This is a genomic window from Acaryochloris marina MBIC11017, from assembly GCF_000018105.1.
Lineage (GTDB): Bacteria > Cyanobacteriota > Cyanobacteriia > Thermosynechococcales > Thermosynechococcaceae > Acaryochloris > Acaryochloris marina.
This window is the reverse complement of sequence record NC_009925.1, coordinates 1,855,081-1,871,497: the sequence shown is the minus strand read 5'-3', so window position 1 is coordinate 1,871,497 and position 16,417 is coordinate 1,855,081. Positions and strand designations below refer to the sequence as shown.

Below are 16,417 nucleotides of genomic sequence, written 5' to 3'. Positions count from 1 at the left end.
GAATGCTCATGGCTACTTCCCTCTCTGCTGATGACATCGCAATTATCGGTATCAATGCTGATAATCCTGATGACTTTAGTTTTGTCCTACTCGTCGATATCGATGCAGGTACAGAAATTCGGTTCACCGATAGTGGCGTCCTCAGTGATGGCAGTTTTCGGGCCAACGAAGGAGCCGTGAAGTACACTGCACCAGCTGCTCTGACCGCAGGTACGGTCATCAATTTTGTGAAAAACAATGCCGACTTCACTGCCGATAATGATACTGGAGTAGGCACCAGTGGATTTTCCCTATCCACCAGTGGCGATCAAATTATTGCTTTCCAGGGCCTTTCCACCGACCCCACCTTTCTCTTCGCCTTACTGACCAACAGCACGGAATTCCAGGCCGATGCAACCTCTTCAAACACATCTGCGCTACCCCCTGGCCTTGAAATCGGCACTACCGCAGTTGCTGTAGGTGCAGGCGCTGGACCCACGCAAGAGGTAGATAACGCCGTCTACAGCGGTCCAGTAACGGGGTCCCCCACTGAACTTTTGGCCGCGATTAGTGATGCCAGTAATTGGACGGGAAGCAATTCCCCCCTGACATTGCCCACCGATTCTCTGACGGTCGGCAATGGTGGTCCAACGGGTGGTTCGGATGGCCCCTTGACCAAAATTGGGGGAGTCACCCTCGACAACGGGGCTGAAATTAACGCCTTTGACCCTGCCTCTCAAAAACTCTTTGTCGTGTCGGGGGAAACGGAATTACAGGTCGTGGATCTGAGGGATCCGACCCAGCCTGAAGCCTTAGACGCCATTGACTTATCCAGCTTTGGGGCTGGGGCCAATAGCGTTGCCATCCAGAACGGCATTATTGCTGTAGCAATTGAGGCCGATCCGGCCACTAGTAACGGCACCGTGGTTTTCCTCAACAGCGATGGGGAACTTCTGGGTGAGATCGAAGTGGGTTCCCTACCGGATATGCTCACCTTTACCCCTGATGGCACCAAAGTGTTGGTAGCGAATGAAGGCGAGCCTGAAGACGATATTGACCCAGCAGGCTCGATTAGCATTATTGATTTATCGGCAGGTTTCGACAACCTATCCATACAAACGGCTGATTTCACAGCCTTTGATGGCCGGGAAGCAGAACTCCGAGCTAAAGGGGTGCGGATCTTCCCTGATAAAACCACCTCTGAGGATGTCGAACCTGAATTTATCTCTATTTCCCCCGACGGCACCACCGCCTTCGTGACCTTGCAGGAGAATAATGCCTTTGCCGTGGTGGATATCGTCTCAGCAACCGTAACGGACATCCTGCCCTTGGGGACCAAAGATTTTAGTCGAGGGCCTGCCCAGCTGACGCAGCTGACCCTCGACGACTTACCCAGCCTGGGGACGACGCCAGCCGGTCAAGAGATTCTGTTGGGCGGCTTATCCGGACTGTGGTATGGCGGTACCGATTCCAGCTCTGGCAATCTGATTTTTTACACGATTCCAGATCGGGGGCCTAATCCTGACACCCTAGATGTGGATGGGGATGGCATCAATGAGCGCCCCTTTGCCTTACCGGATTATCAGGCTCGGATTGTCAAATTAGAAGTGACCCCAGATCTGACCAGCGTTACCATTGCCGATCAGATTTTCCTCACCCAAGGGGACGGTACTCCGATTACGGGGCGCTCCAATATCAATAATGAGGCCGTTGATGAGCAGCCGGTAGATTTATTTGGTAATCCGCTGGCCTTTGATCCCTTTGGAGGCGACTTTGAAGGCATTTTGAAGGATGCCAACGGTAATTTCTGGATGGTGGATGAGTATCGTCCGGCAATTTACCAGTTCTCACCAGAAGGGGTACTGCTCAATCGGTATGTGCCCGAAGGGACTGCAGCCCAGGCCGGGACAGGCGGCGGGGACGATCAGGAGAATGAGACCGCCACCTTTGGCACGGAAACCTTACCCGCAGAATATATCAATCGCCGCCGAAATCGCGGGTTTGAAGCCGTCGCGCTAGATGATGAAACCGGTATCTTGTATGCCTTTATCCAAACCCCGCTGGCCAATCCTGATCGGGCCGCCTCTGATAATTCTGATGTGATCCGCATCTTGGGGATTGATACAACTACGGGTGAGCCCGTCGCTGAATACGTTTATCTCTTGGAAGACCCAGCAGTGCGCTCCGGGGGGCGAGTGGACAAAATCGGGGACGCCGTGTTTGCCGGGGATGGCAAATTCTATGTGATTGAGCGGGATTTCGCCGTGGGTGATACCGCCAAGAAGTTTATCTTCGAGATCGATATCTCTGCTGCAACCAATTTACTCACTCTCGATGAGGATGAAGTTGGCATTTTTGAAAATGGCACCCTAGAGCAGCAATCTGCAGATGCCTTAGTTGCCGCTGGTATTCAGCCCGTCAACAAAATCAAAACCACCAATTTACCCTCCCTCGGATATTTGGCGGGGGATAAACCGGAAGGCTTAGCCTTACTCCCCGATGGCACCTTGGTGGTCCTGAATGATAATGACTTTGCCTTAGCAGGCGGTGAAATCCCCTTAGATGGCAGTGTTCTCCTAGATCCTGATCCAGCCCCCATCACCCTGGGCTTTATTCAGTTTGGAGAGGGGAATACGCTAGATCCGAGCGATCGCGATGGCGGTATCAATCTGCAGAATCATCCAGTGTTTGGGTTGTATCAACCGGATGCGATCGCATCCTTCGCCATTGACGGCAAAACCTACTACATCACTGCCAATGAAGGGGATGCCCGCGATGAAGATGCGCGTATTGCCGACCTAACCCTCGATCCAACTGCCTTCCCGGATGCAGCGACCTTACAACAGGAAGATCAGTTAGGGCGGCTGCAAGTTTCCACCATCGACGGCGATATTGATGGCGATGGCGACTTTGACCAGCTGTTTTCCTATGGGGGCCGCTCCTTTAGCATTTGGGATGAAGTTGGCAACCAAGTATTCGACAGTGGTGATCAAATCGCCAGAATTACGGCGGAACTAGCCCCAGAACTATTCAACGCCGATGATGGCGACCCTGCTGAGTTTGATAGTCGCTCCGATAACAAAGGGGCAGAGCCAGAAGCCGTTACCATCGGTCAGGTGGGCAACCGTACCTATGCTTTTATTGGTCTAGAACGAGCCGGGGGCGGTGTACTGGTCTATGACGTAACCAATCCGACTACTCCAGAATTCCTGCAATATATCCGCGATGATGCCGATATTGCCCCAGAAGGATTGACCTTTATTAGTACGGATGACAGCCCTAACGGCAAGAGCTTACTGGTGGTCACGAATGAAGAGAGCGAGACCGTCGCCGTTTACGAGTTTATTCCTGAAGTCAAGATCTTCGATATCCAGGGTGAAGGCCATCTGTCGGAATTCGAGGGAGAAACGGTTACCACCACGGGCATCGTTACCGCCGTTGACTTCAATGGATTTTACCTACAAGATGCCGCTGGAGACGGTAATGACCGCACTTCCGACGGCATTTTTGTGTTTACGGGCAGTGCCCCTACCGTCAATATTGGCGATGAACTGGAACTGACGGGGCAGGTGTCAGAGTTGATTCCTGGCGGGGCCTCCACCAATAACTTATCGATTACACAGCTGAGTGTGGATGCGGTGGAAGTCTTATCGAGTGGTAATGCGCTGCCCACTGCCACCGTGTTGGGTGAGAACGGCCGTCTGCCCTCCAACGATACGGTGATTAGCGCGGATGAGCTGCCCGTGAATCTGCAAATGGATCCAGGTGAGTACGATCCAGAGAACGATGCCATTGACTTCTTCGAAAGCCTTGAAGGCATGCGGGTCACCGTGGAAGATGCCGTGGCGATCTCGCCGACTCGGGTCTTTAACCGGTTTTCGGCAGAAGCCTTTACCCTCCCGAATCAGGGGGCAAATGTTTCTCCTGATGATGCCCTCACCGATCGCGGTACCCTTAATCTGGTCTCGGGACCCAATAATACGGGCGATCAAAACCCTGAGCGGATTCAAATCCAGTTTGACCCGGATCTTCTCCCCGATGGCTTTGAACCCCCTGGTCTCAATGTTGGCGATCAGCCCGGCGATGTCACCGGAGTCGTCGGCTACAGCTTTGGCAATTTTGAAGTCAATGTCACTGAAGCCTTTACCCCCACTCCCAGTGGCTTAGAGCCAGAAATCACGACCTTGGTCGGCACCGATACCCAATTAACGGTGGCTAGCTACAACGTTCTCAACCTAGACCCCAATGATGGGGATGGTTCAACGGATGTCGCTAATGGTCAGTTTGATCGCTTAGCAGCCCAGATTGTCAATAATCTTCAAGCACCTGACATCATTGCTTTGCAAGAGATTCAGGATAACTCGGGTAGTGTCGATGATGGTACGACGGCTGCCGATCAAACGTTGCAAATGCTCGTAGATGCGATTGCAGCCGCAGGTGGCCCCACCTATGAATTCCGCACCATTGATCCGGAGGATGGCGCTTTTGGAGGGCAGCCCGGTGGCAATATTCGCAATGCCTTCCTCTATAACCCTGACCGCGTCTCTATTGATGACAGCTCTCTGCAGTTGTTGACGCCTGAAGTGCTAGCCGCCGCAGGGGCCAGCAATCCTGATGCCTTTGAGGGTAGCCGCACGCCCTTGGCCGCCAACTTCGAATTTAACGGTCAAACAGTGCAAGTCATTAACAACCACTTCTCATCCCGGTTTGGGTCTTCACCGATTTTTGGTGCCACCCAACCCTTTATCCAGGCTGGAGAAGACGCCCGAGAAGCCCAGGCCCAAGCCGTTAATGATTTTGTAGATGCGCAATTAGCGGACAATCCAGACGCCAATATTATTGTGGCGGGGGATCTGAACACCTTTGATACGACTAACGATCTGCTAGAGATTTTGCCGGGAGTCGGCGATGAACAAGTCCTAACCAGTCTGGTCCCCCAGGCCGTCGAGACCGATGATGCCTACACCTTTATCTTTGATGGCAATGCCCAAGTACTGGATCATCAGTTTGCCACCAACGCCCTGGCAGCAGGGGCCGAATTTGATATTGTTCATGTCAACAATGACTTTGTTCGAGATGATGGTCAGGCCATCTTTGATGACTCCATCGTGGCCAGCGACCATGAGCCGATTGTGGGTCGTTTTACCCTTGAGGATGGCGGTGGCAGCGGCGGAAATGGAGGCGGTCCCGGCAGCGGCTCCGGCACCTTTACCCTGCAAATTCTCCATGCTTCTGATTTAGAGGGCGGCGTGGATGCCATCGGTCGCGCCCCCAACTTTGCGGCCCTAACGGACCTCTTTGAAGATGAGTTCGAGAACACGGTTATCCTGTCGGCAGGCGACAACTATCTAGCTGGTCCCTTCTTCAATGCGGCGGGCGATCGCACCGCGTTTCGCGATAGCGGTTTGTTCAATGAACTCTACAACAACCTGTTCGGCTTACCCGCCGATCTAGATGGCGATGCCATTGACGACTTCTATGCTGGTTTGCGAGAAGGGGGCGGTCGTGTCGATATCTCGATCATGAACCTGATCGGTTTTGATGCCTCGGCAGTAGGTAACCACGAATTTGATTTAGGGTCAGATACGTTTGAAAGCATTATCGAACCCGACTTCCGCGATCCAGGTCTAGGGGACGATCGGTCTGTGGGAGCCTTGTTCCCCTATCTGTCCGCTAATCTCGATTTTTCCGGGGATGCCGACTTAAGTGATGTCTTTACCAACGGCATCTTGGTCAATACCGCCTTCCGCACCGGACCCGAACAATCTTTAGCCGGGACACCAACCCCCAAAATTGCCCCATCCACCATTATTGAAGAAGGCGGTGAGCAGATTGGTGTACTGGGGGCCACGACACAGTTACTGGAAACGATTTCCTCGCCCACTGGCACCACGGTAATTGGCCCACAAACTAATGATATGGCCGCCTTAGCGGCTATCCTCCAGCCAGAAGTGGATCGCCTCCGCAATCTGGGCATTAACAAAATTATTTTGGTGTCCCACCTGCAGCAATTTGCCCTAGAGCAAGAACTGGCGGGCCTCCTAGATGGCGTTGATGTGATTATTGCGGGTGGCTCCGATACCCTCCTGGCAGACTCGATGGATGTCCTCCGCCCCGGAGATGTGGCCGCCGGAGACTATCCCTTTGAAACTACAGACGCCAGCGGCAATCCCGTATTGGTGGTCAGTACCGATGGGGAATATAGCTATCTGGGTCGCTTGGCATTAGACTTCGATGCCGATGGCAATATCCTCACCAACAGTCTGGATCCAGCGGTGAGTGGAGCCTATGCCACCACCGATGAGGTCGTCAATACGGTCTATGGGACGGCGGATGTGGGAGATGCGATCGCATCCTCTGACAAAGCGACTGCCGTTCAACAGCTCACCGATGCCGTCTCTGATGTGGTAGCGGATCAAGATGGCAATGTCTTTGGGCTTTCAGAAGTCTTTATCGATGGTCGCCGCGAAAGTGTGCGGACGGAAGAGACCAATCTAGGAAACCTGACCGCAGATGCCAACTTGGCCGCCGCCAAAACCTTTGACGATACCGTCGTGATTTCCCTGAAAAACGGGGGTGGTATTCGAGCCCCCATTGGCGAAATTGATGCCAACGGCAATGAGTTACCGCCCCAGGCCAACCCCATCTCTGGAAAAGCCGAAGGTGAAATCTCTCAGCTCGATATTGACAACTCCCTCCGCTTTAACAACAGCCTGACTCTGCTGACTTTAACTGCCGATCAGTTGTTAGCGGTAATTGAGCATAGTGTGGCAGCAACGGCTGATGGGTCCACTCCCGGCCAATTCCCCCAAATTGCGGGGATTCAGTTCAGCTTTGATCCAGATTTACCTGCTGGCGATCGGGTGCAATCCTTAGCCATTACGGATGAGAATGGCAATGACCTTGATGTTGTGGTCCAAAATGGAGACATTGTCGGCGATGCCAGCCGCACCTTCCGCATTGTCACCCTTAATTTCCTAGCCGATGGCGGTGATGGTTACCCCTTCCCCACCGGACCCGAGGCCAATCGGATTGACTTACCCGACGTGCTCACGGATCCTGGCGCTGCTACCTTTGCCGATCCAGGGACCGAGCAAGATGCCTTAGCGGAGTACCTGGCTGCGAACTTCCCTGCAGATGCAGATCCAGCCACGCCTGCGTTTGCTGCCTCAGAAACCGCTCCTGCCGAAGATACCCGGATTCAGAATCTCGATTTCAGGGACGATACCGTCATTGATGCGGTTGTGCCTGTCTTTAATGAAATTACGGGCACCAACCGTCGAGATGTCCTGCGAGGAACAGCTGAAGCAGATGATATCAAAGGCTTGAGAGGCCGAGATACCCTCTTTGGCCGTGATGGCAATGATCAGATCGCAGGAAATCGAGGCCGAGATCGTCTCCTAGGGGAGGCTGGCGATGACACCCTGATAGGTGGCCGAGGTAGAGATACCCTCTACGGAGGGGCTGATAACGACTTGCTAACGGGTGGTCCTGGAGCCGATAAGCTCTTTGGCGGGGCTGGGGATGATACCTTAGTCGGGGGCCGAGGGCGAGATCATCTGTCGGGTGGATCTGGTGCAGACTGGTTTGTCCTTGAAATCGGTCAAGGCCAAGATACCGTCCTCGATTTTGAAGTTGACCAGGATATCTTAGGCCTTGCTGACGGATTAACCCTAGGTCAACTTAGCGCCTCAACCGATGATGGCGATACTCGCATCTCCTTGAATGGCTCAGAGCAGACCCTGTTAATTTTGAAAGGGGTCACGGTGACTCTGACAGATCTAGCTATCCAAGACTATTCAGCCGTCTAGGCTCTAGTTTAATTAAGCTGTTCCTTGAATGACCTAGCATACGTTAGGTGTATGATTCTGGTGTTGTCAGGAACGGCTTTGCAGTAGTTATGAAAGAAATATCGTTAAATCTTGATGATCTTATTGCTTAGAGAGTCATTTGTTTAACTCCTGTAAATCACTCCGATGACAGGCCATTGACATTACTTCTGTTTGTGAGGGGACGACCGCATGAGTATTTCGATTCAAGAAATTAGTATTATCATTGCCGCTAAAGATCTCAGCCCATCCATCCTCAATCCTGATTTTCTGAAGTACAGCGATATTGTGCCTTCGGATTGGCAGTACGATCAGCAGCCTGTCATTTCGAATAGTGGTGCACGTATCTCTTACGATAATGGTGTTCGCATTACGTCTCAGCCCAATCGGGTGGCGTTTGCTCAGGTGGCTCCTTCTAAAGATCAGCCTCAATTTTTGATCAATTCGATGGCGGCTAGATTTGCGGAGAAACTCCCGAATGCCGATTATGTGGCGGTGGGGGTTAACCCTCGAGGACTCGTCCCTTTCTTCGACAATCATCGGGGAGCCCATGAGTTTCTATTTCACCAGTTGTTTGCTCAGGGGGCTTGGCAAGACTTTGGCCAAGCGCCTGCTCAAGCGGCAATTCAGCTGAGTTATGTACTGGAACAAGGGCAGCTCAACCTGTCTATTAACGAAGCCAAATTGAAAGGGCAAGATGGACAATCGGTTTCTGCAGTCGTCTTTTCCGGGAATTTTAATTATCCCGTGCGTGGAGATATGGGGATTAAACGAGTCCAGAATGTCATCGAACGGATTCAGCTTTGGCAATCAACGGTTGCTACGTTCCAACAACTAGTCAATGAACGCTTTTTGGGTGCTTCCCATGCACCATCGTCTCAACCCGGTGCAGATATCCCCATAGCACCGCCAGCTGTAGAAAATGAAATGGTGCTCTAGGTCGCTATCGGCTGTCCTGCGCTCCCAATTACCTGGGTCCTCTTTGGAAATAACGCAATATTTCTAAAAGGTAGAGATTGCCTTTTAGACCGTTGCTTGACGAAGGGATTGGTTTAACTAACCGAGATCCTGAAGCTTTTTTGATTGATTGTGAATTTCAATGAAGATACTCAAGAAAATCATTAGTGCAGCTATCGTTGCGTTCAATCTCCCTCGGGTGATTGAGATGGCGTAACTGCTGAGTGGGGGAGATACAACATCCTATGAGATGGGGTGGTTCACAGAGACAATTGTGATGACTATTCTGGGAACTTGGCTGATATTCTCAAAGGAGAAGTCCAAAGCTTAGAATAATATCTTCAACATGGGGGCCAATCGCGATGGCTAGCAAAAAAATCTTGATGCTGGTGGGTGACTTTGTCGAAGACTATGAAGTCATGGTTCCTTTCCAAGCATTGTTAATGGTCGGTCATACCGTACATGCGGTTTGTCCTAATAAGAAATCTGGTGAGTCCGTAAGAACAGCGATTCATGACTTTGAAGGCGATCAAACCTACAGTGAAAAACCGGGCCATAACTTTGTGCTGAATGCCACCTTTGCAGAGGTTTCTGCTGCCGATTACGATGCACTAGTCATTCCAGGTGGTAGAGCCCCAGAGTATTTGCGCCTTAACCCCGAAGTTATCCAAATCGTGCAGCACTTTGCTCAAACCAATAAGCCCTTGGCAGCAATTTGTCATGGAGCCCAATTGCTATCTGCTGCAGGTGTTTTGGCGGGAAAGCGCTGTTCAGCCTACCCAGCCTGTGGCCCAGAAGTTGCTGCTGCGGGTGGGGAATATGTAGATCTGGCTGTGGATGATGCCTTAATTGATGGCAATTTGGTCACCGCACCGGCTTGGCCTGCTCATCCCAAATGGCTATCTGCGTTTTTACAGGTTTTAGGCACTCAGATTGAACACCCGGAAGCCGTGCTTACTTGATCATGTGGCTTTAATACTTCAATTTTCTTGAGCCGGGTTTGCATATCAGCAGGCGATTGCTGCTAATACGGATAGCAGATGGGCATACTGACGGTGAGCTAAATCTATGCAACAAAGACAAACTTTCTTTATGCTTTGTAAAGAATGCTTTGCCTAAGCCTCACAGATAGTTTCACTCCCTGAATGATGCAGACCTCTTTTCCTTCACGCCAGCCCTTAGATGCTTTGACAACAGGGCTGTCCGATCTACAACAGCAAGCATTACGGTGTGGAGAAGCCATTGTCTCCGGTCATGCAGGTCAGTATGTAGCCCAAGTTGTAATGGAGAGTGAGCCTGAAACCGCTTGGCAAGTATTGACAGATTTTGAGCATTTAGCCCAGTTTCTTCCCAATGTTGTCGCAACCCAGATATTGGAGGCATCCGCTCAACGAACCGTGGTGGAGCAAACCAATGTTTCCCAGATCTTATTTGCTCAGGTGCAATCTAAGGTACGCACAGAAAATAGGGTGATGGCCCCTGGCAAATTGAGCTTTCACCTGCTGAAAGGCGATCTCAATTATTTACAGGGCTATTGGCAAGTTTTACCGCTCGCTACATCCCAGGTATTGGTCAAACAGGTCGTTTCTGCGGATGCAGATCTAGGTTTTCTGGAGGGCAGCTTCCATCTCTTGTTTCGCGAGACCTTGAAGCGTACCCTCGCCGCTATTCAAACAGAAACCCAGGCCAGAACGTTACTCAAGGCGGCTTAAGTTCTTAGTTATCCTGTCTTAGACTGGCGGCGAGGAAGTTTAGCCTGCCAGATCAGCAGCAAAGGAAAACATAACTCGATACCTGTAAAGACCAACGTTAGTGGACCCGGTGCTCCGACTTGCCAGAAGGAAATGACACGCCCCACGCCACCCGCGAAAATTGCACCCGCCACAATCCGCAATGCCGTCTTATGTTTTTCGATATTGGGAATAATCCACCAAGCGATTACCCCTAGAGAAATATAAAAACCGGTGATATAGCGATAGTGGCTATCAAACTCTGGCGTAATCGCTTCTGCTGGTAGCCATCTCCCTAAACCAGACGTCAGGCCAAGTATCGCCACCATAAAGGGAATTAAGCTTAATATCCCTAAAATGATTTGTAATCCGCGTTTCATCCAAGCCTCCGAATAGTGCAGTGATTAGAGTGGACTCAATCTCAATGTTATAATCTATAACAATGTTATAAAGTATAACGCAGTGCACTGGTGCTAGAAACCAACGACCGTAACTAGTGAGCAATGAACCGTATCATCACGGCCATTTAAGAGAAGCATTGATTGAGGCCGCCCTTGCACAAATTCAATCCGAGGGCGCATCAGCCTTAAATTTGAGCAAGCTAGCTCGCCAATGTGGCGTTAGCCAACCTGCCGTTTATCGCCACTTTGCGGGTAAACAAGCCTTAAGTTTTAGCTTGGTCCATTGGGGATTTGAAAGGCTGGTTCAGCGATTACAAGCCACCACTCAGCCTGAACAAGAGGAGACCCTAACTAGCATCAGAGGATTGGCAAAGGCCTATCTAGAATTCTCGCTAGAGTATACGGAGCTTGCCCGGATGATGTTTAGCTTGAAAGAACGGGTGACTGATCCCGATCTCCACGCTATTTCCAAGCAAGCGGCAGGTCCTCTATATCAAATTGTCCAGATTGCTCAAGCACGTCAGACCTTAAAAGGAGATGACGTAGAGCAGGCGGTTCGACTGATTTGGGCCTCTATCCATGGGCTAGCGGTTTTGCTAATGGACGAGCAAATGCCTTACGTGACGCAGACGCCTGGCGCTATAGAGGTGCATCTTGATGCGATCGCACAGTTGCTACATGATGGTTTATTCATCAGCCCTGATTCGCCCCAGGCATAGGCATCAATACCAACCCTTGACGATGCAAAGACAGCGGTAAACCGCAGCGATTTAGCTGGAGACGGCTGAAGTCTGGTAGTTTTGCTTTTCCAAGGTCAGGGCCAATCTGACCGCTTCAAACTCTTGTTCCAGCTTATTCATCCAGGTGGAAGAGATTGCTAGATTTTCGAGCTTGCTCATATGCTCTAATTCTTTCAGTTGATGCGCCAGTTGAGTCGCTCCCATCGAAGCGCTCATGGATTTTAGAGAATGGGCAATTTCATTGATTTGGACGTAGTTTGTTGTTGAGATCGCATCCTTCAATCCCGCCAACATCGGTTCTGCATCCCGGAGGAAGTTATCAATCACAGAAACGAGAAAGCTACCACCATCATCTCCACCAATTTCTATCAGCGCCTGGATAGCGGATTCCTCTATCAGAGCGGGTTTCATCGCCTGGGGTAAGGCAAGGTCTGAAGGGGGATGATATTGGCTAAGGGCGACTTTGAGGTCTTCAAGAGATACGGGCTTGCACAGATAGTCCTGCATCCCTGCATCTAAACATTCTTGTTTCTCTTCAGGTAAGGTCCGTCCCGACACCCCAATAACATAAGGACACATCTCTTGTTGCCGCAGGGTTTGAACCACCTCTAAGCCATTCATCTTGGGCATTTGTACATCCAAGAGAATGAGGTCATACATCTGGGTTTGGCAAGCTGCCACCACTTGCTGACCATCACTGACGACATCAGCCGAATAACCCAGATGCACCAGCCGCTGTACCATTAATTGCTGATTGAGCGTATTGTCATCCGCCACTAATATTCTGAGATCTTCAGGCTGGATAGACGCCACCTCCTCCAACGAGTTTGACTCAGATGGCTCAGGCTCCGAGTAAATATATTGGACCCCAAGATGTTCTGCTAACTTGTCTAGGATGGTACTTTCTTGGCAAGGCTTACGGACAAAATCGTCACACCCGACCGAGAGGGCATAGAGTCGATCTTCTTCAAACGCATTCGCCGTTAGGGCAATAATCACGGGTGGATTGTCTCCACATTGGGCTTTAATTTCTCGAGTGGCTTTGTAACCATCCATCACTGGCATGCGCATATCCATCCAGATCAAATGGGGAGCCCATTCCTGCCAAACCGCCAGGGCCTCTTCTCCGTTCACCGCTTCTCGAATATCAAATCCAAAAGGAGCTAACCATTGCTGCATCAGCTGTCGGTTGGCCCATTTATCTTCCACCAGCAGCAGTCGATAGGTGGGTTGCCCTGGAGCTAAGGACACCACCTGCCGTGTGGGCTTCACGGTATGAACTTCTGCCGCATCGGCGAGAGTGACGGGAATCGTGAACCGGAAGGTGGAGCCCTGCCCGACGGTACTATCCACCTCGATATCGCCCCCCATCAGTTGCACAAAGCGGCGGCTAATCGGCAAGCCGAGTCCCGTCCCTTCTTGAGCACGATAGCCTGAATCCGTCTGAGTAAAGGCCTCAAAAAGCTGGTCAACGTCAGAGGCTTTAATGCCAGGACCTGTATCCATGACCGCAAAGGTCAGTTGACAGGCCCTACCGGGTTGACCGCTCTGTTCTGGGGTATCCACCTGAAGCAAGACCTGGCCTTTCTCCGTATAGTTAAGACCATTCCCAAGTAAATTGATCAGGACCTGGCGGAGTTTCCCTTCATCGGCAAACACAAATTGGGGGACGGTTGCCGAACGCTCAAAATAGAGCTGTAATCCTTGTAGTTTAGCTTTGGCCTCCAGCATATCTTGGAGAGAATCTAATAACCGATATAGATCAAAGCTGACTTGGGTAAGCGCCAACTGTCCCGCTTCAATCCGGGACATTTCTAAGACATCGTTGATCAAAGACAACAAATGCTCTCCACTCCGGCCAATAATGCCAAGATGTTCAGTTTGAGTCTCCCCTAATTGGGGATCTCGCTGCATGATCTCCACATATCCCAAGATTGCATTTAGGGGGGTTCGCAATTCGTGACTCATATGCGCTAAAAAGTCACTTTTGGCTTGGCTAGCCGCGTCAGCCGCCTCCTTAGATTGTTGGGCTTGGTTAAGGAACTCGGCTTGCTGGAGCGCGACGCCTAGTTGGGTACTAATTTGAATCGCAAATTCCCGCTCTTTGACTTGCCATGGCCGGGGAGCTGAGCATTGATGAATCGCCAATAGCCCCCACAGGATATTGCTCCGAAAAAGAGGGACGACTAAATGGGCCTGAACTTGCAATCCTTGCATCATCTCCACATAACAAGGATCTAAATTACAGGTGTTGAGATCATCAATTGCAAAAACTTGGTGAGTGCCAGGACTAGCCGTATAGCGATCTTGGAAACAGTCGCCTTTGACGTCATACCCCAAGATAGATCGGTAATCGGGATGAACATCTTCGGCAATCACCTCTCCTTGGCTATATTGGACATCCGGTAAAAACTGAAAAACCACCACCCGATCTACTTGCAGGAGCCTACGGACCTCACGGGTCGTGGTCTTGAAAATAGTTTCCAAATCCAAGGACTCTCGAATCTTGGAGATCACATTCGTTAGAGTATGCTGCTGTTCCGCAATAACGGCGAGCTGTTGCGCCTGATTCTGGACCTTTTCCGTGGCGCCCGCTTGTTGGACAGCAACCCCCAAGTGCGTGGCCAGCTGGGTAATAAAATCAACCTCCAATGGTTTCCACTCATAAGGATTGGAGTGCTGATAGGCCCCAATCAGCCCCCACAAGCGGCTACCGACAAAAACAGGGGCAATTAAAAAGGCCTTAATCTGGTAGTAGTGATAGGTTTCCAAATGACAGGGGGAAAGTCCAGCTTTGGAGACGTCATTGACCACCGATACATGGTTGTGGCGATATCGTCCTCCCTTCGTCTCTTGTAGATGAGAGTCATTCCAGACGTCACGGGTGGAATAGACGACTTCTTCCCATTCAGGTTTAACGGCCCGAAAATTATTAATAAATGAACCGCCCCAGTTTTCGTCAAACTGATAAACGGCCACATGATCAACATCTAACAAGCGCTGGGCTTCTTGAGTAGTCGTTTGGAAAATTGTATCGAGATCCAGCGCCTTTTGTAGCTTAGATAAGATATTGGTTAAAGCGCGCTGTTGATTGGCAATCGCCGTCGACCGATGAAGTTCGGCGGTCCGCTCTTTAATTTGCTCTTCTAAGTGGGTATTGAGGGTCTGGACCTGTTGGTAAAGCTGGTATTGGTTAATTGCGGCGGAAAACCGTTCTCCCAGGGCTTCAGCTAATCGAACTTCGGCGTCAGTCCAGGGCTGAGATTGCCCTGCTTTGATTTGTCTCCAAGCTTCAAAAGACTGACGAGGAGCCAATTGACGGCTATCGGGGTGATGGAACCCTGCCCAACAGAGTTCTTCTTCCACCTCATTGCGGAAAATAGTAATGCACCCCAGTAATTCCTTATCGAAATACAGGGGTAGAATCATCACACCCCGAATGGGCGTGGATTGAAAGGCGGGACTTAAAACTCGAAATAATGGCTCTCGGTAAATATCCGCAATCGCCCATACCGTCTTGCTGCGGGCTGAAGAACGAGCCTGGGGCGAGAGGGCATAGTTTTTGCGCATCCAGTCCACTGACCAAGGGCGACTTTCCGTGTCAGGGGTGTCGACAGACTGTGTTGAATTCAGGTAATTTTGCCATAGGGCATTCTCTTCAATTAACCTGTCATGATCTAATGTGCTGGGTTGATCGCCACAACAATAAAGTTCTGCGGATTGCTCAGAGGTTGTATGACTGAGATATAGTCGTCCGCCAGTGCCCTGCATCACCGCCACCATCTCTGCCAAGGCAACCTCTAGCTGAACGGTGGGTTTGGTATATAACAAGGCCGTCACATGATTCACCCCTGCTTCTAGGACAGCCTGCTCTCGCACCCGATCCAGAAGAGTCGCTTGGCCAATAGCTACGGCCATCTGATCCACTACGGCCTGAATCAGCTCCAGTTCTGATTCCTCAACTTGACGGGGTTGCGCATGGTGGGAAACCAGGAGTCCCCAAAGACGTTGTCCTTGGTTTAATCCTGAGACGACCTCTGACTCACTCTGGATCTGCTCTAAGCTGGACTGCTCAATCACGATGGGGACGACCACCGAGGATTGTACGCCCATTGCTTTCAAATATTCGACATGGCAGGGATCGATGGGCCGAAAACGAATATCTCGACTCTCTAATTCTGAGCCTGTTTCTGTGCAATTGAGTGGGCTAAAACCGATTTGTTGGGTGGAGAGATCCACCACAGAGCGTTGTCGGGCCTTTAAGTAAAGCTCACGCGCCGGCAGGGGAATATCATCTGCCGGAAAATTCAGTCCTAATAACGAGGGTAAATGGTCTTCGCGAATGGATTCGGCAATCACCAGACCATGGCCATCCGGGAAAAATTTATAGACTTTGACGCGATCGGTTCCTAAGAATGCTCTGACTTCAGCCACTGTTGCTGACAAGATCTCATTCAGTTCCAACGACTGACGGATGCGAGTCGTAATGCGATTGAGAAGAGATTGCTGAGTCAATTTAGATGGTACGTCCGGGTAGGAACAGTCAGCATTTAATTTTGAGGAGGATACATCCATCGTCTAAATCCCGAATACAGCCTTTGGAACCGCTATTGACTCGATTTAGGCAATTTCTGTGATAGTTTCACTGTAACCTACAGAACAAGAACAGGGGAGAACTGGATGAACACCCCTATTTCAGCCAAGTGTCAGGGGCTTGAGTGCTGCTGTTGTTTCTGGTTATGTGGTCAATTCACAAAAAATTACCGGGTAGACAGGTGTTA

General features: G+C 50.7%; 7 protein-coding genes. 5 read left to right on the top strand and 2 right to left on the bottom strand.

Annotation, left to right across the window (positions count from 1 at the left end; translation table 11 throughout):
- Window positions 1-8 precede the first annotated feature (8 nt).
- The 4 genes from AM1_RS08390 to AM1_RS08375 all read left to right on the top strand — a co-directional run bounded on the left by AM1_RS08390 (window position 9) and on the right by AM1_RS08375 (window position 10,477).
- Complete coding sequence (locus tag AM1_RS08390; RefSeq protein ID WP_012162398.1) at window positions 9-7,790, top strand: choice-of-anchor I family protein; 7,782 nt, start codon at window positions 9-11, stop codon at window positions 7,788-7,790.
- A gap of 210 nt (window positions 7,791-8,000) precedes the next feature.
- Window positions 8,001-8,747 (top strand): hypothetical protein, encoded by a 747-nt coding sequence (locus AM1_RS08385; RefSeq protein WP_012162397.1) that lies wholly within the window; start codon window positions 8,001-8,003, stop codon window positions 8,745-8,747.
- Window positions 8,748-9,127: 380 nt separating this feature from the next.
- On the top strand, window positions 9,128-9,727 hold the full coding sequence (locus AM1_RS08380; protein WP_012162396.1) for a DJ-1/PfpI family protein: 600 nt from the start codon (window positions 9,128-9,130) through the stop codon (window positions 9,725-9,727).
- A gap of 183 nt (window positions 9,728-9,910) precedes the next feature.
- Entirely contained in the window at window positions 9,911-10,477 is a 567-nt protein-coding gene (locus AM1_RS08375) for an SRPBCC family protein (RefSeq protein WP_012162395.1), read from the top strand.
- Between the two features lie 8 nt (window positions 10,478-10,485).
- Here AM1_RS08375 and AM1_RS08370 read toward each other — a convergent pair whose 3' ends face one another.
- On the bottom strand, window positions 10,486-10,875 hold the full coding sequence (locus AM1_RS08370) for a DUF4345 domain-containing protein (RefSeq protein WP_012162394.1): 390 nt from the start codon (window positions 10,873-10,875) through the stop codon (window positions 10,486-10,488).
- A 116-nt stretch (window positions 10,876-10,991) separates the two neighbouring features.
- Here AM1_RS08370 and AM1_RS08365 point away from each other — a divergent pair, with 116 nt between their 5' ends.
- On the top strand, window positions 10,992-11,615 hold the full coding sequence (locus AM1_RS08365) for a TetR/AcrR family transcriptional regulator (RefSeq protein WP_238549195.1): 624 nt from the start codon (window positions 10,992-10,994) through the stop codon (window positions 11,613-11,615).
- Between the two features lie 51 nt (window positions 11,616-11,666).
- Here AM1_RS08365 and AM1_RS08360 read toward each other — a convergent pair whose 3' ends face one another.
- Window positions 11,667-16,211: a GAF domain-containing protein gene (locus AM1_RS08360; protein WP_012162392.1), complete on the bottom strand. Its 4,545-nt coding sequence runs from the start codon at window positions 16,209-16,211 to the stop codon at window positions 11,667-11,669.
- Window positions 16,212-16,417 lie beyond the last annotated feature (206 nt).